The sequence below is a fragment of the Morganella sp. BCCO 40_0007 genome (assembly GCF_032989665.1).
Classification (GTDB): domain Bacteria; phylum Pseudomonadota; class Gammaproteobacteria; order Enterobacterales; family Enterobacteriaceae; genus Morganella; species Morganella sibonii.
The window spans coordinates 170786-193459 of the sequence record NZ_JAVBIN010000007.1 but is presented as its reverse complement, the minus strand read 5'-3'; the positions used below and the strand labels follow the sequence as shown (position 1 = coordinate 193459).

The 22674-nt window shown below is 49.2% G+C and carries 21 protein-coding genes and 2 pseudogenes; 14 read left to right on the top strand and 9 right to left on the bottom strand.

From position 1 onward, the window contains the following. Window positions 1–844 precede the first annotated feature (844 nt). Window positions 845–1189: a hypothetical protein gene (locus R5268_RS10390; protein ID WP_218426178.1), complete on the bottom strand. Its 345-nt coding sequence runs from the start codon at window positions 1187–1189 to the stop codon at window positions 845–847. Between the two features lie 471 nt (window positions 1190–1660). Between R5268_RS10390 and R5268_RS10385 the strand changes: the two genes are divergently transcribed. Then, complete coding sequence (locus tag R5268_RS10385) at window positions 1661–2260, top strand: pentapeptide repeat-containing protein (protein ID WP_107679712.1); 600 nt, start codon at window positions 1661–1663, stop codon at window positions 2258–2260. 200 nt (window positions 2261–2460) lie between these two features. Further along, on the top strand, window positions 2461–2988 hold the full coding sequence (locus R5268_RS10380) for a hypothetical protein (protein WP_247719082.1): 528 nt from the start codon (window positions 2461–2463) through the stop codon (window positions 2986–2988). Between the two features lie 26 nt (window positions 2989–3014). Here the strand turns inward: R5268_RS10380 and R5268_RS10375 are convergent, their stop codons facing one another. Continuing rightward, a complete protein-coding gene (locus tag R5268_RS10375) occupies window positions 3015–3581 on the bottom strand; it encodes a class IV adenylate cyclase (RefSeq protein WP_317420235.1) in 567 nt (188 codons plus the stop codon). Window positions 3582–3766: 185 nt separating this feature from the next. Here R5268_RS10375 and R5268_RS10370 point away from each other — a divergent pair, with 185 nt between their 5' ends. Continuing rightward, complete coding sequence (locus R5268_RS10370) at window positions 3767–5059, top strand: haloacid dehalogenase-like hydrolase (protein WP_317420236.1); 1293 nt, start codon at window positions 3767–3769, stop codon at window positions 5057–5059. Window positions 5060–5156: 97 nt separating this feature from the next. Further along, window positions 5157–5360 (top strand): hypothetical protein, encoded by a 204-nt coding sequence (locus R5268_RS10365; protein ID WP_107679709.1) that lies wholly within the window; start codon window positions 5157–5159, stop codon window positions 5358–5360. Between the two features lie 67 nt (window positions 5361–5427). Here the strand turns inward: R5268_RS10365 and R5268_RS10360 are convergent, their stop codons facing one another. Further along, entirely contained in the window at window positions 5428–6996 is a 1569-nt protein-coding gene (locus tag R5268_RS10360) for an ATP-binding cassette domain-containing protein (protein WP_317420237.1), read from the bottom strand. Window positions 6997–7353: 357 nt separating this feature from the next. Here R5268_RS10360 and R5268_RS10355 point away from each other — a divergent pair, with 357 nt between their 5' ends. The 4 genes from R5268_RS10355 to R5268_RS10340 all read left to right on the top strand — a co-directional run bounded on the left by R5268_RS10355 (window position 7354) and on the right by R5268_RS10340 (window position 9905). Continuing rightward, window positions 7354–7797 carry a hypothetical protein gene (locus tag R5268_RS10355; protein WP_317420238.1) on the top strand — a complete coding sequence of 148 codons (444 nt, stop codon included), beginning with the start codon at window positions 7354–7356 and terminating at the stop codon, window positions 7795–7797. Between the two features lie 124 nt (window positions 7798–7921). Beyond that, window positions 7922–9142: a sugar transporter gene (locus R5268_RS10350; RefSeq protein WP_317420240.1), complete on the top strand. Its 1221-nt coding sequence runs from the start codon at window positions 7922–7924 to the stop codon at window positions 9140–9142. A gap of 95 nt (window positions 9143–9237) precedes the next feature. Further along, window positions 9238–9570 (top strand): SMR family transporter, encoded by a 333-nt coding sequence (locus R5268_RS10345; protein WP_107679706.1) that lies wholly within the window; start codon window positions 9238–9240, stop codon window positions 9568–9570. A 29-nt stretch (window positions 9571–9599) separates the two neighbouring features. Next, window positions 9600–9905 (top strand): DUF333 domain-containing protein, encoded by a 306-nt coding sequence (locus R5268_RS10340; RefSeq protein ID WP_317420243.1) that lies wholly within the window; start codon window positions 9600–9602, stop codon window positions 9903–9905. 56 nt (window positions 9906–9961) lie between these two features. Here the strand turns inward: R5268_RS10340 and dsbB are convergent, their stop codons facing one another. Further along, window positions 9962–10492, bottom strand: a complete 531-nt coding sequence (dsbB, locus tag R5268_RS10335; protein WP_107679704.1) for a disulfide bond formation protein DsbB — start codon at window positions 10490–10492, stop codon at window positions 9962–9964. A 158-nt stretch (window positions 10493–10650) separates the two neighbouring features. Beyond that, window positions 10651–12198: a sodium/proton antiporter NhaB gene (gene nhaB / locus R5268_RS10330; protein WP_166707963.1), complete on the bottom strand. Its 1548-nt coding sequence runs from the start codon at window positions 12196–12198 to the stop codon at window positions 10651–10653. A gap of 241 nt (window positions 12199–12439) precedes the next feature. Here nhaB and fadR point away from each other — a divergent pair, with 241 nt between their 5' ends. After that, entirely contained in the window at window positions 12440–13153 is a 714-nt protein-coding gene (fadR, locus tag R5268_RS10325; RefSeq protein WP_046893491.1) for a fatty acid metabolism transcriptional regulator FadR, read from the top strand. Window positions 13154–13212: 59 nt separating this feature from the next. On the opposite strand, the pseudogene R5268_RS10320 reads toward fadR, so the two are convergent. Continuing rightward, a pseudogene (locus R5268_RS10320) lies at window positions 13213–14069 on the bottom strand (alpha/beta fold hydrolase). A gap of 396 nt (window positions 14070–14465) precedes the next feature. Here R5268_RS10320 and R5268_RS10315 point away from each other — a divergent pair. The 5 genes from R5268_RS10315 to R5268_RS10295 all read left to right on the top strand — a co-directional run bounded on the left by R5268_RS10315 (window position 14466) and on the right by R5268_RS10295 (window position 20828). Further along, window positions 14466–15764, top strand: a complete 1299-nt coding sequence (locus tag R5268_RS10315; protein ID WP_317420246.1) for a D-amino acid dehydrogenase — start codon at window positions 14466–14468, stop codon at window positions 15762–15764. A 26-nt stretch (window positions 15765–15790) separates the two neighbouring features. Beyond that, on the top strand, window positions 15791–16861 hold the full coding sequence (gene alr, locus R5268_RS10310) for an alanine racemase (protein WP_317420248.1): 1071 nt from the start codon (window positions 15791–15793) through the stop codon (window positions 16859–16861). A 96-nt stretch (window positions 16862–16957) separates the two neighbouring features. After that, window positions 16958–19252, top strand: a complete 2295-nt coding sequence (gene hypF / locus R5268_RS10305) for a carbamoyltransferase HypF (protein ID WP_317420250.1) — start codon at window positions 16958–16960, stop codon at window positions 19250–19252. Window positions 19253–19385: 133 nt separating this feature from the next. After that, on the top strand, window positions 19386–20144 hold the full coding sequence (locus R5268_RS10300; protein WP_046893486.1) for a MipA/OmpV family protein: 759 nt from the start codon (window positions 19386–19388) through the stop codon (window positions 20142–20144). A 54-nt stretch (window positions 20145–20198) separates the two neighbouring features. Next, window positions 20199–20828, top strand: coding sequence for a YiiX family permuted papain-like enzyme (locus tag R5268_RS10295; RefSeq protein ID WP_317420252.1), 630 nt, complete (start codon window positions 20199–20201; stop codon window positions 20826–20828). A gap of 35 nt (window positions 20829–20863) precedes the next feature. Here R5268_RS10295 and R5268_RS10290 read toward each other — a convergent pair. From R5268_RS10290 to R5268_RS10280, 3 genes and pseudogenes are all read right to left on the bottom strand, one after another. After that, window positions 20864–21064, bottom strand: a pseudogene (locus R5268_RS10290) (D-hexose-6-phosphate mutarotase); the annotation flags it as partial. 26 nt (window positions 21065–21090) lie between these two features. Next, window positions 21091–21972: a D-hexose-6-phosphate mutarotase gene (locus tag R5268_RS10285; protein WP_317419932.1), complete on the bottom strand. Its 882-nt coding sequence runs from the start codon at window positions 21970–21972 to the stop codon at window positions 21091–21093. Between the two features lie 105 nt (window positions 21973–22077). Then, window positions 22078–22554: a hypothetical protein gene (locus R5268_RS10280; protein WP_317419934.1), complete on the bottom strand. Its 477-nt coding sequence runs from the start codon at window positions 22552–22554 to the stop codon at window positions 22078–22080. Window positions 22555–22674 lie beyond the last annotated feature (120 nt).

Sequence of the window (22674 nt, the reverse complement as noted above, 5' to 3'; positions counted from 1 at the left end):
CATAATAGGCAAGCCTTATAACTGTTGTCAATAAATAAAATTCGCAATAAAAATGAACAAATAAATAATAAGTGAAATTTAAAACTGAAAAGAGTCAGATATTGAATACGGGATAAGAAAGGAAAAGTCTGATGTATTGAATAAGATATCCTTTTGATATGTAAAATAAAATGCAAGTGCATCAGGGTAATCGGACAAATAACTATTCAATGTTGTAATTATACTCACCAAAAGAGTTAAATTGAGAGGCGTTCAATATGATGATATTCTTTTTATCAATATTATAATTGGATATGTCAATTTTTAAACCGAAATTATTGTTTTTGATAGGTAATAATCTTTACATAAACAAAACTAAAGGAGGTTTTGCGGATATCTTACCGTGCCCTTATGCGTCAAAAAAGGATACGTGGCTGTATAAAACCGATATCCGGACTGTGATTGAAAAGATATCGGCAAAATCATCAATATCTTTAGGTTTAATTTCTTAATGTTTTGTTTTTGCTTGCTTTTATGAGTCCATGCATAGCCGGAAAATATCTTTTATTTCATTGTGTTGATAAGGGTAATTTCTTTTTTTTTCTCCGGACGACATCAGTATGAATCAGGAAATTGTTTATCAAAAATAATAATTCGTTATAAACGAGAGAAATTAAACGCTTGTTTATATCAAAACAGAAACAATTATAACAACAATGAAACTTTTTCAGATAAGGATAATAAAAACCTGTCATATTATTCGCTATTACCTGTCATTGGTTGTCAGGGACGGCTTTTCCGTATCTCCGGGATGTATGTTATGGCTGACAACCGGTTGCGGCGGCAGCCATAGAACGGATAAAAATTAAGCGTGTTTTTGCATCACAGAATTGAGCGTTTTAACGACAAGCAGATTGCCGTTTTTCAGCGCGGCATAGTTTTCCTTTATTTCGGAGGCCGCATATGCACGAATTTCATTATTCAGATACTCAATCAGCTCAGTTTTACAATCCTTATTTGATTTATCCAATGCGGAAAAAGGCGTACTGAGATCTTTATTATCTTCAATCAGCCGCTGAAGGAGTGATTTATCTGCTGCCCGGTCAAAATACTGATTGACAGAAATACCCCGCTCAAGGCCGGTCAGTTTCATCACCATCAGGGTTAATCTGGAACATACAGAATAAACAGTTTTATCACTGACAGACATACTTACCTCATTTACGGAAATCTTAAGATTTATGCTGGTGTGAAAGTTTACAGTATTTCTTTTTTTTAAAAGGTAGAATAATCTGAATGTTATGTAAAAAAGTCAAATTAGGCATATGAAGATTACGTATTGCCGCGTAATATCCGTTTGTTTACGTAGTATTTTTTATCATAAAGGAATAAACGAATGATGAAGAGACGAGTGAGTATATTGATGATCCTGACCTTATCCGGATGTGCATCATCTGCTATACCACCGGAGCAATCTGAAAAAAATAAAGACGATCCGTACAAAAACAGTACTGTAAATACTATCCGGGAAAACCAGGAGATATACAGAGAACAACTGAGATTAAAAGGTATTTATTAATCGCTTTATGGTGACAGAGAAAATGCGAATGGCACTATGCGTTATATTTTAATCATAATTTAATGTACGAAACAGACAGCAATATATCAGCGGAGATGAAGCATGGCAGATATCACAGATAAACAGGAATATACCGGCATCCGGTTTGAAAATACGGATTTAAGTGATCAGACAATCAGTGGCGTGATATTTGAAGACTGTACCTTTACCCGCTGTGATTTCAGCTCAGGCGTTGCGGACCGGTGTCGTTTTATCGACTGTGTGTTTATGCAGTGCAATCTGAGTTTACTGGCGGTTCCCGAAACCCGCTTTTCCGGCACGGAGTTTAACGGGACAAAAATGACCGGCATTGACTGGACAAGAGCACACTGGCCGAAATTTGATTTTTATTCTCAGCTTGTGTTTAAAGAATGCATCCTGGACAGCAATAACTTTTTTGACCTCAGTTTACATGAGGCTCATTTTGAATCCTGCCGGATCCATAATGCAGATTTCAGAGAGGCGGAGCTGAATAAATCCGTTATACAGGATTGCGATTTAACCGATACCCTGTTTATGCATACCAATCTGGAAGAGGCGGATTTTACCGGTTCTCACTCTTTCTGCATCGATATCCGTGAAAACAAAACCGCCAGAGCGACATTTTCTTCTTACGAAGCGCTGAACCTGCTGCGGGTTCTTGATATCCGCCTGTCTGATTAAATTGTGCAAAGTCGTGTATATGAGACAGATATCTGCTGAATAAAGCGTATAATTACGCAGTAACATCTTCATCAAATCTGATTTTGATGAATAAAGCGGCAGTAAGGCTTCTGGTTAGTTGCCGGTCTTTGATATGATCGGCAACAAATCACTCAATGTATATGGGCGGGACAATGAGAAAATTTATCATATCAGGGGTTATGGCCGTATTATTATCCGGCTGTGCAGGTACAGGCAGTCAGACACCGGAAGCACCCTGGGGCTTTACATGGGGGCAGACTCCCGCAGAATTAAAAGCACTGAATCTTGATGAGTTTGATTGCACAACAACCCGTGACGGCGGGCAGTTATGCAGTGCTCTGGAATCACCGGATGTTAAAAAGCAATTCTTTATGATGGTCTTCTCACCGGAAGGGCAGAAATTAAATGCCATATCCCGTTTCGGTGTCTGGAATCATGACCAGACTGCATTGCTGAATGAATATGATAACGTTAATGCGGAAATGGAAAAAATCTACGGCAAACCGGCCGGGATAAATGAAGAATATGACCGCAAAACGCCGTTCCTGGAAAAAGTCGCCAAAGGAAAAATCGGGCAGTTTAAGCGCAAATATGAATCAAAAGATACTGACGTTGTGGTGGGTGTGGTCAGCAACGCCAACCTGGTACAGATAAATGATGAAAAAGATGTCACTTATACTGTGCTGACCATGTATACACTGAAATAAACCGGTATCAGCGGTGCTGAATATTATTATGATTCAGCACCGTTATTTTTCTGCATAGCACTCGCCAGTTGTTTGTAACTTTGCTTTTCAATCATATCATCCGTCAGTCCGAATTCTGCAGCTTTCTCCCGCAGTTGTTCCCTGTATCCGGTTAATTTAGTTTCATCGTGCGTCATAATGGCAAACTCGGCAAACCAGCCTGCGCCGTTAATGTGATCCAGTGTGATATGAATATCCCCGAGAAACCAGACACTGCGGGTTTTGGTTAAGGTCATTGTGCAGCGGTAACCCAGTGTTTCCAGCATATTTCTGACATGCTTGTCGTCATCAATATTAATAGCTTTGCATTCACCGGCGGCGGGGCCTTTCACTATCCACAGCTTAATACCCGAGGGGGTCATTGTTCTGACCGACATACTGACATTACCGTCTGCCAGATGCGTTTGTGGTGTGTCGAAAAACCAGTCCGTTTCTTCGTTATTCACCACAAAAGGCTCTGCATGCATTGTGCTTAATTGTGATAAAAAAGCGCTATGATCAGCCAGGTGATATTTTATTTCCGCTTCATATTTACCATCAAAGTGATTACTCATGAATTTATCCGCTGTAAATAACCGGTTTGTGACTGACCTGATAATATCACGTAACCGGCAGAACAGACCGGGTAAAAGAGTGTGATCAATTTCGCTTAATGCCATTTGTTGCTGATTTTTGATACAGCAAAAAAATAGCCTGTGGTATCCCTTTATCAGTTTTTTTATTTCAAAGGGGATTATCAATGAAATTTACTAATCGTTATAGTGCCATTGCACTGGCTGTTGGTCTGCTGACGCTGAATATGAATGCACAGGCTGAAACCGTATCGCTGAATGCAACCGTTGCATCGCAGGCGGCAGCAGAAACACAGGTTTTACAGCAGGGACAATGGGACAATTTTAATAAGCAGCGTCTGGACGCCATGATTGCAAAAGCAAAGCAATCACCGGCTCATACCTATTATTCAGTCTTTGATTTTGATAACACCACGGCATTTCTGGACATTGAAGAAGCGGTAATGATTTATCAGCTTGAACACCTGTTATTTGCCATGACGCCGCAGGAACTGAAATCCGTTATTTTCAAAGATATTCCGTCGTCGGATTTCTCTGCTGATTTTAATAATAAAGACGGTAAGCCGGTCAATATTGACAAGGTGGGTGCTGATATTCTGGAAAGCTACCAGTGGCTGTATGATAATTATGATGGCCTGAACGGCGATAAGCCACTGTCCGAAATCAAAAAATCACCGCATTATCAGAACTTCATCACCAAGATGCGCTATTTATATGCGGCTATCGGCGGAACATTTGATCATGCTGTTTCCTATCCGTGGGTCACCTATTTATTTATGAATATGACACCGGAGCAGGTTGCGGATATTACCGCGAAAACCATCGAATGGCAGAAATCAGAGCCGGTTGAAGGTGTGGTATGGGAAAGTCCGGCATCATTGCCGGGACAGGCCGGGGTTGTTGTGATTGACTGGCATAATGGCTTCCGCCTGGTGCCGGAAATGCAGGATCTGTATCAGCAGCTGCAAAAATCCGGTATTGATGTGTACGTGATTTCTGCGTCAAACCTTGAAGTGATTAAATCGATTGTCACACAACCGCCGTATTCCGTACCGGAATCTCAGGTATTTGCCATGCATTTACTGCGTACCGGTGATAATAAACTGACATCCGACCTGGACCCGGCGTATCCGCAGACTCAGGGTAAAGGAAAAACGGAGACTATCCGTAAATTTATTCAGGATAAATATGCCGGTAAAGGGCCTTTATTAGTCGCCGGTGACAGTGAGGGCGACCAGAATATGATGTCCGATTTCCCGGATACGGAGGTCGTACTGATTATTAACCGTCTGCGCTCACCGGATACCATTATCGGCCAGTTATCAAAACAGGCCGTTAAAGAACATGGTCAGAAAGACGCCAAAGTATTATTGCAGGGACGTAATGACAGCACCGGCGTATTTGTACCGTCACAACTTCATACACCATTGGGTGCGAAAGAAGGGCGGGCGTTAAAATAACAGCCGGTTTGGTCAGTTTAAGGAAATACTGATAACCCCGGCCGGTAATACACACTATGATAGTAAAAAGTGACTATTTCAGGGATGTCAGAAAGGTATGGATAAATATATTGTGTGTTATGAAGGTCTGGGGTTAACCGGCTCGGTATTGTTCCGCAGCCAGGTGGCAATTAATACCGATATCAGCAGAACAGAAGCAGAACGTTTTATCGCGCTGTTTCATAATGCCGCTGCGGCAGATGCGGTAAAGCATAATATTAACGCGGCACGTTATGTCATTGTGAATATCTGCAAACTGTGAAAACGGAATACGGCGGGGCTGCCGCCGTACTCTTTTCTCAGGATATCTTTTCTCAGAATATCTTTTCTCAGGATAATGTCAGTGTATGGGTAATGGCACAATTCTCAGTAAACGCCTCATCATGACTGACCAGCAATAATGCGCCCTTATAACTGCGCAGCACATTTTCCAGTAATAGCCGCGAATCGAGATCCAGATGATTATCCGGTTCATCCAGCAGCAAAATATCCGGCAGAGGTTCGGATAACGTCAATGCCAGCAGGGTCACTTTCAGTTGTTCGCCGCCGCTTAATTGTGACAGCGGAATTAATCCCTTATCCCCCCTGATCCGCAATGCACCAAGGTGTGTCCGCCAGGTTTGCGCCGGAATAGCCGGATCAAATTCACACAATGCTTCTGTGACCGGCAGTGACTTATTCAGTAACGCCAGGTGCTGATCCAGATAACGCAGACGGCCGTGCAGGGAATACTGCCCGGATTTGGCGGTCAGCAGTCCGGCCAGCACTTTCAGTAAGGTGGATTTCCCGCAGCCGTTACGTCCGGCAATATGCCAGTGTTCACCACCGGAAATGGTCAGCGACAACGGCTCTTGTGTCCCGAACGGCAAAATCAGATCAGCGGTATTTATCCGCACCCGTTTTTGCTCCCCGGTGTAATTAAACGCCAGCATCTGCGGGGTTATATGCTCTATTTTCTCATTCACGTCCCGGCGCTGGCTGTCCAGCTGAGTCATAACCCGTTCATGACGGCCGGTGATTTTTGATTGTTGTTTCTCCGCTTTATTCTTTTTCATATCCAGCAGCAGGGCTGAGGAAGAACCGGATGAGCGTACTTTTTCACCCTGGCGGCGGCGCTGTGCTTTCTTTTCCAGCGCGCACTGTAATGCTGTTTTTTCCCTGTTCAGTTGTGACTGAAGCTGCTTTTCCTCATTTTGCAGCGCACTGAGCTGATAGGCTTTCTGCTCTGCATAATGGGTGTAATTGCCGCCGTACTCGCCGAGTGCAGAGGGCGTGAGTTCAAAGATCCGCTGCATGGTATCCAGTAAACGCCGCTCATGGCTGATAACCAGAGCCCCGGCAGGATGATTCAGCAGTTGTTCACTCAGCCAGCGGCGTCCGGCTGTATCCAGGTGGTTTCCGGGTTCATCAAGTAACAGGAACGCGCCGGGTTGCAAAAAGGCACGGCAGAGTGCCAGCCGGGTCTGTTCACCGCCGCTCAGGCTTGTACAGAGTGTTTCCGGCGGGAGATGTGCCAGCTGTGCGCTTTCCAGCAGAGATTGCTGCTGTCGCGGCACGTCCCATTTATCGGCCAGAAAATCGTAATCGTCCGGTGTGGCTGTGCCGTCCTCAGTACGGCGGATGGCCGCCTGAATACCGGTGATCCCGAGTGCGTCCGACAGAGTGATGCCGGAAAGGCGGGTCAGCTGCGGCACATAATAAAACGGTACCTGCCAGCGGACAGTGCCGGAAGCCGGTTGCCGCTGCTGCACAAGCAGTGACATCAGCACGGATTTACCGCGTCCGTTATGGCCGGTCAGCCCCTGAACCTGACGGGTTAATGTGCCACTGATGTTGTTAAACAGCGGAATATCGTTAAATGTCACTGATAAGTGAGAAAACCAGCATTGTACGGGCATAAAAAAGCTCCTGAATAATCAGGGACAGGCCGATATGCCGGATAAAAAAGAAAACTGTGACGAGGATAGCTGCCTGCCCGATATCAAAACAACGCATTAACAGAAATGCGGATGATACAGCAATGGGATTCAGGCAATTAAATCATGTCGGCAGACATCCTCAGGGGAAATGAACTGCGGCAATGGTGTCAAATAAAAGCAGGATTGTAAACCCCCGGATTCCGGGATTTCCGCAGAGTACGCAGGAATGATTTTTTCCCGGAATGTTACTGTCAACCGGCGATATTTTCGTTATCCTGTCCGGCCTTAATCGTTTTTTATTTTTCCGGCAGCGGATATTCAGTAACAGGATGGGTTATGAGTTCAGCAGAAACAGTCTATCAGGTTGATCAGAAACGCAGAATTATCACCTGTGTTATTACATTTTTTGTAGTCATTGTTCTTTATATTGCACTGGCGTATTTATTTCAGACCCGGATGCCGGGTGTGGCAGCTGCGCTGGGTCTGACCGTGTATGTTTATATCGCACAATTTCCGGTGATTAAAGTGTACGGCGATAAGCTGACCTCCAAAATTGCTGTCGGTAAAGTGGTGTCTATGCCGTTTGACGGCGGGCATTTCTCCCTGCAGGAAGTGAAAGGGCTGAAAGCGTTAATGGTCTCTTTTTCCACGGATTCCTGTATTCTGAGCTACCACCCGGCAAACAGCCGCCGTGTCCGGATTGTCGGGCCGACACTGAAAAAAGATCAGTTAAAAGCTATTTTTGATGCTATTCCGGCAGCGTCAAAACGCGCGTTATAATACGGTTGCCCGGTTATGATCCCGGGCACTCCCCGCATTTCCCGTAAAAACCATATGTGTTAACATGGTCACACTTTTCCGCTAAAAGCTGTATCGATACAGCTTCCTCGTACGGAGGATCATCATGACTGACACCCTGTCAAGAAATCAGGCCTGGCTGCGGGTTATTGTGCTTGCCGTGGCGGCATTTGTGTTTAATACCACTGAATTTATTCCGGTTGCGCTGCTGAGTGATATCTCGGCGGGCTTTGCGATGCAACCCGCGCAGACCGGACTGATGATCACGATTTATGCCTGGGTGGTGGCGCTGGCGTCGTTACCGCTGATGCTGCTGACGGCACGTATCGAACGGCGGAAATTGCTGCTCTGGCTGTTTACGGTGTTTGTGATAAGTCACATTGTGTCGGGACTGGCGCAGCGTTTTGATGTGCTGGTGGTCAGCCGGATAGGTGTGGCACTGGCACATGCGGTGTTCTGGTCGATCACCGCCTCTCTGGCGGTCAGGGTAGCACCGCCCGGTAAAAAATCCCAGGCGCTGGGACTGCTGGCAACCGGTACGGCACTGGCAACGGTTCTGGGGCTGCCAATCGGCCGTGTTATCGGGCAGTGGGTCGGCTGGCGGATGACGTTCTTTTGTATCGGGGGTCTGGCGCTGATTACGATGGCGGCGATGGCGCGTTTTCTTCCGCTGTTACCGAGCGAGCATTCCGGTTCACTGAAAAGTATACCGGTTCTGTTCAGACGACCTGCTTTAGTGGGGATTTTTGTCCTGACAGCGATTGTGGTCACCGGGCATTTCACGGCATATAACTATATTGAGCCGTTTGTGCAGACCGTGGCCGGGAAATCACAGGATTTCGCCACGCTGTTTCTGCTGATTTTCGGTGCAGCGGGGATTATCGGCAGTGTGATTTTCAGCCGTTACAACACCCGGCTGCCGCTGCTGTTTCTGCCTGCGGCGATCATATTATTAACCGTATGCCTGATGCTGCTGCTGACCAGCCGTGTGACCGATACTGCGCTGATTATCCTCGGGGTCGTCTGGGGGATCGGTATGATGTGTACTGCGCTGGGGTTACAGGTCAAAGTGATTGATTTATCACCGGATGCCACCGATCTGGCGATGTCTGTTTATTCCGGCATTTTTAATATCGGTATCGGCGGCGGGGCGCTGCTCGGTAATCAGGTGATTATTCATATGGGAATGGAACAGATAGGTTATGCCGGGGCGGTATTTGCTGTGGCGGGTGTACTTATCTCGTTCTTTGTATTCAGCCGTTACCGGGCACTGTTTATTCAGAGGCCGAAGGCGGAGAGCCGCATTACCTCTCATAATCCGTCATAAATAAATATAATCCCGCACCTTTTTATTGCGGGATTTTTTCTGATTTCTTTATACTGTCCGCCATACTGAATGACAAAGACATTAACGGGTGATTTATGAATGGGTTATTATGGCTGACACTGGCCGTGGGGGCGGAAGTCATTGCCACCTCCATGTTACGGGCAGCAGACGGTTTTACCCGGCTGATTCCGTCGGTCGTGGTGGTGATCGGCTATTGTGTATCGTTCTGGGCGCTGTCTCAGGTGGTGCGGATGATGCCGCTGGGGATTGCGTATGCTATCTGGTCCGGGATGGGTATTGTCATTGTCTCTGCCGCCGCTTATTTTATCTATCATCAGAAACTGGATTTACCCGCAGTTATCGGGATGGCTCTCATTATTGCGGGTGTATTAGTGATAAATTTATTCTCGAAAAGCAGTGTTCACTGAGCTGCATCCGCAGCGATGAGGCCATAATCATGATATCAGTTCCATTTTTCCGCCGGCCGGGGCGGGTATTGTGCAGTGTTATTGTTGCGGCAGCAGCATTTGCCGCCGGTTGCAGTAGTTCACCGGATACGGTGCAGCAGAAACAGATCCCGCGTTATCAGCAGCCGTTAATTGATTTAACCGAGGATGCCCGGGCCAGTTGCAGCTATGCGGGCGGAACACCGTCACTTATCCGCGAGCTGAACGGCGCACAGACACCGGGCTGCCAGTTTGCCAACGGTAAGCAGTGCAGCCAGCAATCGCTGCTTTCCGGCAGTTGCGGAGCGGTATTGTAGATTGATACAGAACAGCCGCATCACACGGATGCGGCTGTTATTGATGATGCTGGCGATCAGAACAGACGGCGCGGCTGTTTGCGGTGAATAAACTGGGATAACAGTACCAGAGCACTGATAAGCAGATACACAACAAAAATACCGATAAGCCATTGCGGCATATCCAGTTTCAGGAACACCCACTGCTGAACAGAGCAGTCACCGGATGCTTCAAACACCGACGGCAGCCAGGTATTGAGCGGCAGCCATTCCGGGAAATTTACAAAGAAATCACAGGTATTGAACGGGGACGGGTAGAGCTGGATCATGGTGTGTTCCCATGACAGCTGTAATCCGGCAATACCGCTGTAAATCCACAGGGCAATGGCCAGCCAGCGGATAATGACGCTGCGCGGTGCTATCCAGCCGATAAAACCGGCAAACGCGATACCGAGAACAGCGATACGTTCATAAATACACATCACACACGGCTGTAATCCCATCCCGTGCTGAAAGAACAGGGCGATACCGTCGAGCGCCAGTGCGGAAATCATCAGTAAAAACCATGCACTGCGGCCCCGCGAACACTCATAAAGGTAAGTCAGCATAATTGTATCCGGTTTATCCGATTAAGAAGAAACAGACTAACGCAGCGACTGTACGATAAAAATTACAGCGACGCATCCCTTTTCCGCTTTTGTCACTGACAGAAACAAAAAAACCGGAATAACACGGTTATTCCGGTTAGTGCAATGTAAAAATGTGGTTACGGCAGTGTGATCACACCATTCGCAGCCATCCATTCTGAAACCGGCACCAGCCATAATTCAACGCCGAAGAAACCGACCAGCGTCATTACAATGGTGTAAGGCAGGGCCATGATCACCATTTTCCCGTAGGAAAGGCGGATCAGCGGAGCCAGCGCCGAAGTCAGCAGGAACAGGAACGCGGCCTGACCATTTGGTGTTGCCACTGACGGCAGGTTTGTCCCGGTATTGATAGCGACAGCCAGATATTCATACTGTGTATAGGATACCAGCCCGGCTTTCATTGCCGTCATCGCCTCATTGATATACACCGTGCCGACAAAGACGTTATCTGATACCGCCGAGAGCAGGCCGTTGAACAGATAGAACAGCGACAGCTGCGAGGACGGATCTGAACTGAGAACGAACTGGATAAACGGTGTGAATAATTTCTGATCAACAATCACCGCGACGACAGAGAAGAACACGGTCAGCAGAGCGGTAAACGGCAGTGCTTCCTCAAAGGCTTCACCCAGAGCATGCTCTTCGGTGATCCCGCAAAATGCGGTTGCGAGAATGATAACAGACAAACCAATCAGCCCGACTTCGGCCAGATGAAAGGCCAGTGCGGCGATCAGCCAGATACCGATAAGGCCCTGAACAATCAGCTGCATTTTTTCCTGTTTGGTCCGGCGTGCCGCGGATTTTTGCGCATTATCCTCGAGTACGGCTCTGACCCGTTCCGGCAGTTCCGCGCCGTAACCGAACAGTTTAAAGCGTTCCACCAGATAACAGACCAGCAGACCACAGACAAATACCGGAATAGTCACCGGCGCCATGCGCAGGAAGAAATTCACGAAATCCCATCCGGCATGTTTGGCAATGATCAGGTTCTGTGGTTCACCCACCATGGTCATCACACCGCCCAGCGCAGTACCGATACCGGCATGCATCATCAGGCTGCGCAGGAAAGCGCGGAACTGATCCAGCGTCTGGCGTTTTTCGGTGCTGTCGATAAATCCGTCATCACTGAGAGTGACCGTTTCTTTTCCCGAAGAGGCATACTGATGATAAATCGCGTAAAACCCGACGGATACACTGATCACGACGGCAATAACCGTCAGTGCGTCCAGAAACGCGGATAAAAATGCACTTGCCAGGCAGAACGCAAGTGAAAGCGCGCGTTTGGACCGGATAGAAAGGAGCAGTTTGGTAAACAGAAACAGCAGGAGCTGCTTCATAAAGTAAATCCCGGCAACCATAAAGATCAGCAGCAGGATAACCTCAAGGTTATTCATTATCTCATGGCTGATTTGCGCCGGTGATGTCATCCCGATCAGCACCGCCTCAATCGCCAGCAGACCGCCGGGTTGCAGCGGATAGCATTTCAGCGCCATCGCAAGGGTAAAAATAAATTCAATAACCAGCAGCCAGCCGGCGGTAAAAGGGTCAATAAAGAAGTAAACAACCGGATTTATAATTAAAAAAAGAATAATAGCAAGCTTATACCAGTCAGGGGAGTGACCCATGAAGTTCTTCAGGAAGGCCTGCCGCATTGATATTTCCATTATTGCTGTGTGTCCTCCGCAGGGGGGTGAAAAAACGATCCGCGTATAACTACAGTGCTTTATACTACGCCGGTATTCTGAATTTATTAAGAATTTAAATCAACTGATGGTTACCGGTTGCACCATTATGATTTATGACCGGATTCACTCTTTCGCAAGCTGATTGCTATATCGTGGCGCCGCATTCTGTTATCATCCGGATAATTGGAAGGTTAATTAATTGCTTTGGACGAAGTCACCTATGGTAATCAAGGCGCAGAGCCCTGCGGGGTTTGCAGAAGAGTATATTATTGAAAGTATCTGGAATAATCGTTTCCCGCCGGGCTCTATTTTACCCGCAGAGCGTGAATTATCCGAACTGATTGGTGTGACCCGTACGACACTGCGTGAAGTGTTACAGCGCCTTGCCAGAGATGGCTGGCTGACCATTCAGCACGGTAAGCCGACAAAAATTAATAATTTCTGGGAAACCTCCGGGCTGAATATCCTGGAGACGATTGCCCGTCTCGATCACGAAAGTGCGCCGAAACTGATTGAGAATCTGCTGGCAGCCCGGACAAACATTGCGTCTATTTTTATCCGTACCGCGTTTCGCAATAACCCGGAGCAATCTCTGGAAATCCTCAGTGCTGAAAATGAGCCGGATGATAACTCTGATGCCTTCAGTCAGTATGATTATGATGTATTCCGCGGTCTGGCTTTTGCTTCCGGTAACCCGATTTACGGCCTGATCCTTAACGGACTGAAAGGGTTATATACCCGTGTCGGTCGTTTCTATTTTGCGAGCCCGGAAGCCCGGAAACTGGCGCGTAATTTTTACCGGCAGCTGACCGGTCTGTGCCGTGAAAAGGCTTATGATAAGGTACTGGATTGTGTCCGCAGCTACGGTAAAGAGAGCGGCACTATCTGGCAGACGATGCAGAGCGGCATCGTGCAGGATCTGAATCCGCAGTAACGCAGGATGAACATAATAAAAACCGGCGCAGTGAACAAAACTGCGCCGGTTTTTTATTGTCAGCGGGCCAGTGCCTGCAATATCGCCTGTGATTGTGTCCAGAGCAGGGAGCCGCCTTCTTCCGCAAACAGATGATGTTCCGCCCGGGGGAAACGCCCGGCCAGGATTTTACCGCCATCCGGGGAGTGTACGGTGCTGGTGTCTTTTTCGCCGTACCACAGGGAAACCGGACAGGTAATGTGTTCCGGTGTAAATCCCCACTCCTGCATTGAGAGCAGCAGATCCTGTGTATAGCCTTCATTACCCTGAGAAAATGCTTCCGCCATACATTGCCGGTAAGCCGGTAAAAAATCCGCTGCCTGATAAACGGCCAGATCCGTTTCCCCGCTGTAATTCAGAATGAAATTCATCAGCCAGTCTGCGGTGATATTGTCCCGCACCCATGCCGCGAACCCGTCAGGCTGCGTTCTTGCGTGAGTCTGCATATCAATCACATCCGCAGATAACAGGGCCCGTGTTGCCGGGTAACCGAACTGATCCTGTCCTGAGATCAGCGCCAGCGCGGAAACGTCCGCGTAACAGGCCAGCGCCATGGCATAAACCGCGCCCTGAGAGAATCCGGCTGCACGGAATCGCGGATACCCCAGTGACTGCATCAGAAAAGTGACATCAGCGGCAAAGGACTTGAGGGATTTTCCGGCATCAGGAGAAGAATCACCCAGTCCGGGGCGATCCGGGGTAATCAGCCGGATATTTTCATGTTAAGGTACGAAAGACCAAATCCGAGCGAGCCGCTCATGCCTGCGCCGGTACAGAATACAACCGGAATACCGGTTACCGGGCCGGAATCATACCAGCTGAAGCGGCGGCCGCCGGGTAAGGTGGTGATGTTTTTGCGTTGGTTTTTAATATTCATTGTCATTAACCGGAAAATATGCCGGAAGGCATAAAAAATAAGGAAGTGATTCTGATAAATAACTGTCATAACGAAAATATACAGGTTATTTATTCAGTCTGGTGTCATCGGCAACAAAGACGGGAGTCCGGTTGCGTTTCGCGATGAGTTCACAGCGGTGCCTGTGACAGAGAGTGGGCATACTATTTAACAAACGCTTGTATTACAAGATAATAAAACTATTTTCAGATAAAATAATCATTTGATTAATGAGTTAAGTGATTAAAAAAAACACTGTTTTGTGACCGGCTGCAAAGAAACAGACTTAATATGACATGAGGGGATTCCGCTATGTTGGCAAAATGTTTCTGAAATATTATGCTGATGCTAATGTTAAATTAAATAAAAGGCAGCAATATGAACATTGTCATCCTGGGAAGTGGTGTTATCGGTGTCACAACCGCCTGGTATCTCGCGCAGAAAGGGCACAATGTGACTGTCATCGACAGGCAACCGGCCGCGGCGGAGGAGACCAGTTTCGGTAATGCCGGTCAGATATCCCCCGGTTATGCCACTCCGTGGGGTGCGCCGGGTATACCGCTGAAAGCCGTGAAATGGATGTTTGAAAAGCATGCGCCGCTGGCCATCAGGCCGGACGGTTCGCTGTTCCAGCTGCGCTGGATGTGGCAGATGCTGCGTAATTGCGGTGCTGATTATTATGTAATGAATAAAAGCCGTATGGTACGGATTGCCGAATACAGCCGCGACTGCCTGAAAACGCTGCGAGCGGAAACCGGATTGCAGTATGAGGGGCGTCAGGGCGGCACATTACAACTGTTCCGTACGCAAAAACAACTGGATAACGCCGCCAATGATATTGCTGTCCTGAAACAGGAAGGGGTGCCGTACCGGCTGCTGAGTGTCCGCGAACTGCATGAGGCGGAACCGGCGCTGGCTCATGCGGAACATAAACTGGCAGGAGGCCTGCAACTGCCGAATGACGAAACCGGGGATTGTAATCTCTTTACCAAACGTCTGGCGGAGATGGCGCGGCAGGCCGGGGTGAAATTCCGTTTCGGCGTGAATATCCACCGTCTGCAATTCAGCGGTGACCGCGTCAGCGGGGTGATTTGTGATGAGGAAGTGATCACCGGCGATCAGTATGTGGTGGCGCTGGGGTCATATTCCACCAAATTACTGCACGGACACATCGCCATTCCGGTGTATCCGCTGAAAGGCTATTCGCTGACTATGCCGATCATTGATGAAAGCCGCGCTCCGGTATCGACTGTACTGGATGAAACCTACAAAATCGCCGTAACCCGTTTTGATCAGCGCATTCGTGTCGGGGGCATGGCGGAAGTGGTCGGTTTTAATCTGGATATTGTCAGACGACGCTGCGAAACACTGAAAATGGTGGTTCAGGATCTTTACGGCGGCGGCGGGGATATCAGCAAAGCAACGTTCTGGACCGGTCTGCGCCCGATGACACCGGACGGTACGCCGATTGTCGGCCCGACCGCGTACAGCAATCTGTTCCTCAACACAGGACACGGTACGCTTGGCTGGACAATGGCCTGCGGCAGCGGGCAGTTGCTCGCCGATATTATGTCCGGTGACAAACCGGCTATCCGTGCCGATGATCTCGCGGTTTCCCGTTACCTGAACGGTTTTAAAACCCGGCTGGTGATCCCGCAGCAGTTGCATACGGCCTGAATAAAACAATAAGGAATGGTGATGGTATGCCTCGTCCGGTACAGGCAGTGATTGACAGTGAAGCGGTCCGCTATAACCTGGCTCAGGTAAAAGAACGGGTCAGTCCGTCCCGGATGTGGGCGGTGGTGAAAGCAGACGCATACGGACACGGCATTGAGCGGATTTTTCCCGCACTGGCACAGGCGGAAGGTATTGCGCTGCTGGATTTCAGTGAGGCGGTAAAAGTCCGGGAACTGGGCTGGCAAAAACCGGTTCTGCTGCTGGAGGGATTTTTTCAGCCGCAGGATCTGTCTCTGATTGACCATTTGCAGTTATCAACATCGGTACACAGCGAATGGCAGATAAATGCCATTGAGGAAGCAACGTTTATTCATCCTCTGAATGTGTATCTGAAACTGAACAGCGGAATGAACCGGCTGGGCTTTTCACCGGCGGCGTATCTGAATGCACTCCAGCGCCTGAAAGCCTTGCCGCAGGTCGGCAGTATCACACTGATGAGCCATTTTGCGGACGCCGATTTAACTGCCGGGATCCGTAAGCAGATGTCGCGTATTGCGCTGTTCAGTTCGCTGAATTTACCGCAGTGCCTGGCAAATTCCGCAGCGGCTATGTGGGAGCCGGAAGTCCGTGCAGATGAAGTACGCTGCGGTATTATTCTTTATGGTGTATCACCTAGCGGTAACAGTGCGGATATTGCAGAGTTCGGCCTGAAACCGGCGATGACACTGCGCAGTGAAATTATTGCTGTTCATGATATTGAAGTTGGTGAAACCGTCGGTTACGGAAGCCGTTTTACCGCACAGAAACCCATGCGGATTGCCACCATCGCCTGCGGTTATGCCGATGGTTATCCCCGTCATGCACCGGATGGCACCCCGGTTTGGGTTGCCGGTCAGCGCTGCCCGCTGGCCGGACGCATATCCATGGATATGCTGACGGCGGATATCACCCATTGTCCGGAAGCAGATATCGGTACACCGGTTGAATTGTGGGGTACGAATCTCCCGGTGGATGATGTCGCGCAATATGCCGGGACTATCGGCTACGAATTGCTGACGGCACTGGCACGGCGGGTACCAGTGGTCACCGCCGGGTAATTATACGTCTTTCCGGCTGTTTTTATGATCCTGATAAATACCCGGCCACGCGGAGCGCAGTAAACTGTGGAGGTTGAAATCAGTCAGGAGTGCGTTATGCAGGCGGGTGTGGAAATCCGGGTGAAGGGAAAAGTCCAGGGGGTCGGATTTCGTCCGGCGGTCTGGCAGATAGCGCATCAGATGGGATTGTGCGGGGATGTCAGCAATGACAGTGAAGGGGTGCTTATTCACCTGCCGGCAAATGCGGATATCACCGGTTTTATCCGCCGGTTACAGGCTCAGTGCCCGCCGCTGGCAAGAATCGACCACATCGGGCAGCAGGATTATACTTTTGAACAGTGTCCGGCGGCATTCACCATTACGGCTAGCGGGCAGGGTGAGATGGATACGGAGATCATTCCGGATGCGGCCACTTGTGATGCCTGCCTCCGTGAATTGTTTGATCCGGAAAACCGCCGTTACCGCTATCCCTTTATTAACTGCACGCATTGCGGGCCCCGTTTTACGATTATCCGCGGGATGCCGTATGACCGTCCGAATACAGCCATGTCAGTTTTTCCGTTTTGTCCGGTGTGTCAGCACGAATACGGTGACCCGGCTGACCGCCGGTTTCATGCCCAACCCAACGCCTGTCCGGATTGCGGTCCGCATATCTGGCTGACTGACCCGCAGCAGCAGATTACTGCCCGTTTTGATGATGCATTGTCAGCCGCTGTCCGTTTACTGAAAGACGGAAAAATTCTGGCGATGCAGGGACTGGGCGGTTTTCATCTGGTGGCGGATGCTCAAAACAGTGATGCGGTGGCTGCATTGAGAGCCCGCAAACACCGGCCCGCCAAGCCGTTTGCGGTGATGATCCCGTCTGTTGACTGGCTGGCGGAATGCGCAGAACACCAGCCGGATGCCGGCCTGATAACCTTACTGAAAAGCCCGGCAGCACCGATTGTGCTGACAGATGAACCGGGTCTGTCCGCCGCATTATCACCGCTGGTCGCGCCGGGATTGTGTGAAACCGGCATTATGCTGCCCTCTAATCCGTTACAGCATCTGTTATTGCATAATATTCAGCGCCCGCTGATTATGACGTCCGGTAACGCATCGGGCCATACACCGGCGCTGGATCACGCGGCGGCATTTGAACAACTCAGTACCATTGCGGATGCTTTTCTCCTGCATAACCGCGAGATTATTCAGCGGGCGGATGATTCAATCGTCCGTTATCAGCCCGGTGATATTCAGGTGATACGGCGCGCACGCGGCTATGTGCCGGATGCTATTGATGTCAGCGCGGTGACAGGCCAAAATCCGCCTGCCGTACTGGCACTGGGCGGTGATCTGAAAAATACCTTCTGTCTGCTGCATCACCATCAGATAATTACCGGACCGCATCTGGGCGATTTGTCCGATCTCTCCGTACAGGGGCAACTTGAAGCGTCTTTGACATTGTTCGAACAGATTTATCAGATCCGGCCGCAGGCGATTGCCGGGGATGCTCATCCGGGCTATATCAGCCATCATAAGGGCATTGCCATGGCGAAGGCACGCGGGGTGCCGTTTATTCCGGTTTACCATCATCACGCCCATATTGCTGCCTGTCTGGCAGAGCACGGCTGGTGTCCGCAAGATGGCGAAGTGACGGGGATCGCGCTGGATGGCCTGGGATACGGCGCGGATGATACATTATGGGGCGGGGAAATTCTGGCGGGTGACTACCGGCAGATGGTCCGCACCGGCGGGTTACCGGCGGTGAGTTTACCCGGCGGTGATAAAGCCGCAGTGCAGCCGTGGCGTAATCTGCTGGCACATCTGCATCACGCCGGACTGTGGCCATCGTCACCACTGGCCGCGCGGCTGGCCGGGAAAAATACGTCATTACTGATCAAAGCGATTGAACAGGATCTTAATGCACCGAAAGCCTCTTCCTGCGGAAGGTTATTTGATGCCGTTGCCTGTGCACTCGGGCTGACGGCTGATCAGATAAGCTGGGAAGGGGAAGCGGCCAGTGCGCTGGAAGCTTGTGCGTTACAGTGTCACAATCAGGATGCGCTTATTACCGGCGACACATTACCGCTGACGGCGGATAACATCATTGATTTACGTCCGCTCTGGCAGATGCTGGCGGATGAGACACTGACCGTACCGGAAAGAGCATTCCGTTTTCATGTGCTGCTGGCGAATACATTGGCGGGACTGGCCGATGATACGGCAACCCGGCGGAAGACGAATACGGTTGTACTCTCCGGCGGCGTATTTAATAACCGCTTGCTGCGTCGTTTCATTAAGAGCGGATTAAATCACAGACAGGTACTTGAACCCCGGCAACTGCCGTGCGGGGACGGCGGGATAGCGGCCGGACAGGCGCTGATCGCGGCAATCACATTAGGTCACTGAAACCGGCGGCACAATTTGGCACAGTAAATATTTGTAATTCTTGTCATCGCTGAATTATCATTCACCGTAATATATTCGCCCCGCGAACATTTGTTGCGGTGATTTGCACATGAATTTAACTCAGGAAATGATAATGCATAAGAAATCAGCCGGCCTGGTCAGCCTCGGAATGTTAACGATCATGTCAGCCTCTGCCTTTGCAGACGACGGAAAATGGTCTGTCGGTGCGTCTGTTCTGTATCAGGAGCAGGCATACCGCGGTACAAAATCCTCTGACAAGTTTATGCCGGTTCCGATGGTTAACTATGAGGGTAAGAACTTTTATTTTCATACATTAGCGACCGGTTATTATCTGTGGAACGACAAAAAAGATCAGCTGTCCGTTGACCTGTTCTACTATCCGCAGGCATACCGTGCCAAAGATAATAAAGATTCCCGTATGCGCAAGCTGGATAACCGCCGCGATACGGCGATGGCCGGGTTTAGCTACCGTCATCACGAAGAGTGGGGGACTTTGCGTACCAACTTCTCCGGGGATATCCTGGGTAAAAGTGATGGTATGCGTTTTGATGCCGCATATCTCTACGGATTTGAAGGTGATTCATGGTCTGTTCAGCCGGGTGTCGGTGTTATCTGGTCAAGTGAAAAACAGAACCGTTATGAATACGGGATCACCGATTCAGAATCCCGCCGCAGCGGTCTGGATGAATACCGTCCGGGCAGCAGCTGGACACCGTATATTGAAGTCACCGGTCATTATCAGTTTGATGAAAACTGGTCTGCCTTCGCGATGGGCCGTATCGACCTGTTACCAAGCGAAGCCAAAGACAGCCCGATGGTGGATAAAAAATACACCTCTATCCTGTGGACGGGCGTAACTTATACTTTCTGATAATTCAGTGGTATAACAGAACTGCACCTGACTGTTGTCCGGTGCAGTTTTTTTATGGCTGAAACCCTGCCGGAGGTTTTTGTGGTCAGAGTATTGCGTTATTTTCTGATATTGCTCTGTTGCGCGGTGCCTGCGGTATATGCCTGGCAGCCGCAACAAGGCGATATTATTTTTCATACCTCGAGCTCTTCTCAGAGCCTTGCCATTCAAAAAGCGACCGGTTCGGTATACAGCCATATGGGCATTATTCTGCTGCGTGACGGAAAACCGTATGTGTATGAGGCGGCAAAAACGGTCCGCTTTACGCCGCTGGCACAGTGGATTGCACGCGGCACCGGCAGCCGTTATGTGGTGAAACGGCTGAAAAAGCCACTGAATACCTCACAGCAACAGCAGTTATACCGGCAGGCACTTCATTATCAGTCACGGCCTTATGATCTGACCTTTTCATGGGATGATGAGCGGATTTACTGTTCTGAACTGGTCTGGAAAATCTATAAACATGCCCTGAATACAGAAGTCGGTCAGTTACAGACTTTGCGGGAGTTTGATTTATCCTCACCGGAAGTACAGGCGAAGATGAAAGAACGGTACGGAGAGCATATTCCGCTGAACGAAACAGTAATTTCACCGGTGGCGATGTTTGATTCACCGCTGCTGACAACGGTATATGAAAGCCGGTAACCATTCACCGGCTTTATTAGCCTCTTAACAGCCCGTCAGCCGATTTTCGGGTTCAAACGGATACGGACAGAAAGATGGGACGGTTTGTCGCCCTGCGGTGCCATAGGGCGGTTAATCCGCGCACTTTCGACACATACCATGGTTTTGTAACCGTCATCGGGCATATCGGCCATTGAGGCGGATAATGCCGCACCCGGGTTCCGGGAGACCACATCACTGTGATGAAAGTGCAGCACTATCCTTATTATGTCTGAGCAGCCCGTCAGCCGATTTTCGGGTTCAAACGGATACGGACAGAGAGATGAGACGGTTTGTCGCCCTGTGGTGCCATAGGGCGGTTAATCCGCGCACTTTCGACACATACCATGGTTTTGTAACCGTCATCGGGCATATCGGCCATTGAGGCGGATAATGCCGCGCCCGGATTCCAACAGACCACATCACTGTGATGAAAGTGCACCACTTCAATATGACGTTTTAATTTCTTATCGTGAATATACGTGGATTGCTCCGGCTCGGTATAGATACGGTCTGTACGGCCATTGAACACCAGTTTTGTCTCTTCCGTATACTCTTCGCGCTGTGACAGATTATCCAGCAGATGCTGACCCAGCCCGCTGACACTGACCTGCGCAATATCCCCGACGGTAAAATAGGTATGCAGCGCAGCAGTTGCCTGATACTGACCGTAGGCTTCCAGTTCAACCTCACAGGTTTCTCCCAGACGGATACGGGCGATCAGTGTGAACTCGTGCGGCCACAATTTGCGGGTTTCCGCACTGTCGCGCAGGGTAAAGGTCAGAAATACACCTTCTTCATTTTCATTATGAGCGGTGAACTCCCACTGCATAATACGGGCAAAACCGTGAGAGGGTGCCTGCACAGGGCCGAACCACGGCCAGCAGATCGGTATCCCGCCGCGGACAGCCACGCCCGGGGTAAATGCACTGTTTTCACTGAGCCATAACCCCGGCTGTTCTGAACCGGCCGGTTGCCATGCCAGTACCTGTGCTCCCTGAAAACTGACGGCTGCACGGACTTTCGGATGGTCGATCACAATAACCGGCAGTTCCCCGATCTGACGCTGAGACAGCGAAGGGGTGATCGGACTGGTAACCGGTAATGCAAGAAGGCGCTCAATCATAATTTACCCTTTTGTAATAAAAACAGGACATTTACTCTGTACTTTACGACTGTTTACCACAAAACAAAAGAGCCGCAAAAGCGGCCCCGGGGATCTGCGGGGATTTTATGCCGCGATGGATATATTATCAAAGCAAGGATAGAAAAGATGATATGAAAGATTTGAAAAATTCGGTTCACTCAGTGAAGTGCCGCCGGTATTACTCATGATACTTTCATTTTTATAATGCGCGGTCATCAGTTGACAGGTCAGTGCAAGGTTCATCCGGTATGCTGCGCTATGAAGTATCTGAAGTTTTTCCGGTGTAATGCAGATCTCTTTATTCTGAGTATTGTCTGCCGGTTTTGCGGTAACAATATACTTGTCCTCATACCGGGAAGAATGATCTCTGGACAGACAAAAGCCCTGTTCTGCCATCTCAAGTACCATTTGTATGGTGTCTGCACTTTTTTGTGAAAACCCGCTTTCGGATGACAGATATTTATCCTGTTGTTTTTTTGAGCATATTATATGCTGCCTGTGCCGGGACAGATGAAGTGGATAAGACAGATAATTTACCGATTGATGCAGTTGCCAGTCCATTTTCTGCTGCAACAGGCTCGGTCTGACCCGGTAATACAACCCCGAGTTCCTGCGCGTACGCTTTTATTACGGGAGTCAGATAACATTCGGGGGTCATGCAGGTCAGCGCAATTAATCGTT

Excerpts from the sequence above, each read along its gene's own strand:
- hypF (WP_317420250.1), top strand. The coding sequence starts at position 16,958 with ATGCAGGCGGGTGTGGAAATCCGGGTGAAGGGAAAAGTCCAGGGGGTC.
- fadR (WP_046893491.1), top strand. The coding sequence starts at position 12,440 with ATGGTAATCAAGGCGCAGAGCCCTGCGGGGTTTGCAGAAGAGTATATT.
- R5268_RS10360 (WP_317420237.1), bottom strand. The coding sequence starts at position 6,996 with ATGCCCGTACAATGCTGGTTTTCTCACTTATCAGTGACATTTAACGAT.
- R5268_RS10365 (WP_107679709.1), top strand. The coding sequence starts at position 5,157 with ATGGATAAATATATTGTGTGTTATGAAGGTCTGGGGTTAACCGGCTCG.
- R5268_RS10340 (WP_317420243.1), top strand. The coding sequence starts at position 9,600 with ATGATATCAGTTCCATTTTTCCGCCGGCCGGGGCGGGTATTGTGCAGT.
- R5268_RS10315 (WP_317420246.1), top strand. The coding sequence starts at position 14,466 with ATGAACATTGTCATCCTGGGAAGTGGTGTTATCGGTGTCACAACCGCC.
- R5268_RS10280 (WP_317419934.1), bottom strand. The coding sequence starts at position 22,554 with ATGGACTGGCAACTGCATCAATCGGTAAATTATCTGTCTTATCCACTT.
- R5268_RS10385 (WP_107679712.1), top strand. The coding sequence starts at position 1,661 with ATGGCAGATATCACAGATAAACAGGAATATACCGGCATCCGGTTTGAA.
- R5268_RS10390 (WP_218426178.1), bottom strand. The coding sequence starts at position 1,189 with ATGTCTGTCAGTGATAAAACTGTTTATTCTGTATGTTCCAGATTAACC.
- R5268_RS10370 (WP_317420236.1), top strand. The coding sequence starts at position 3,767 with ATGAAATTTACTAATCGTTATAGTGCCATTGCACTGGCTGTTGGTCTG.
- dsbB (WP_107679704.1), bottom strand. The coding sequence starts at position 10,492 with ATGCTGACTTACCTTTATGAGTGTTCGCGGGGCCGCAGTGCATGGTTT.
- R5268_RS10285 (WP_317419932.1), bottom strand. The coding sequence starts at position 21,972 with ATGATTGAGCGCCTTCTTGCATTACCGGTTACCAGTCCGATCACCCCT.
- R5268_RS10355 (WP_317420238.1), top strand. The coding sequence starts at position 7,354 with ATGAGTTCAGCAGAAACAGTCTATCAGGTTGATCAGAAACGCAGAATT.
- R5268_RS10380 (WP_247719082.1), top strand. The coding sequence starts at position 2,461 with ATGGCCGTATTATTATCCGGCTGTGCAGGTACAGGCAGTCAGACACCG.
- alr (WP_317420248.1), top strand. The coding sequence starts at position 15,791 with ATGCCTCGTCCGGTACAGGCAGTGATTGACAGTGAAGCGGTCCGCTAT.
- nhaB (WP_166707963.1), bottom strand. The coding sequence starts at position 12,198 with ATGGAAATATCAATGCGGCAGGCCTTCCTGAAGAACTTCATGGGTCAC.
- R5268_RS10295 (WP_317420252.1), top strand. The coding sequence starts at position 20,199 with ATGGCTGAAACCCTGCCGGAGGTTTTTGTGGTCAGAGTATTGCGTTAT.
- R5268_RS10300 (WP_046893486.1), top strand. The coding sequence starts at position 19,386 with ATGCATAAGAAATCAGCCGGCCTGGTCAGCCTCGGAATGTTAACGATC.
- R5268_RS10375 (WP_317420235.1), bottom strand. The coding sequence starts at position 3,581 with ATGAGTAATCACTTTGATGGTAAATATGAAGCGGAAATAAAATATCAC.
- R5268_RS10345 (WP_107679706.1), top strand. The coding sequence starts at position 9,238 with ATGAATGGGTTATTATGGCTGACACTGGCCGTGGGGGCGGAAGTCATT.
- R5268_RS10350 (WP_317420240.1), top strand. The coding sequence starts at position 7,922 with ATGACTGACACCCTGTCAAGAAATCAGGCCTGGCTGCGGGTTATTGTG.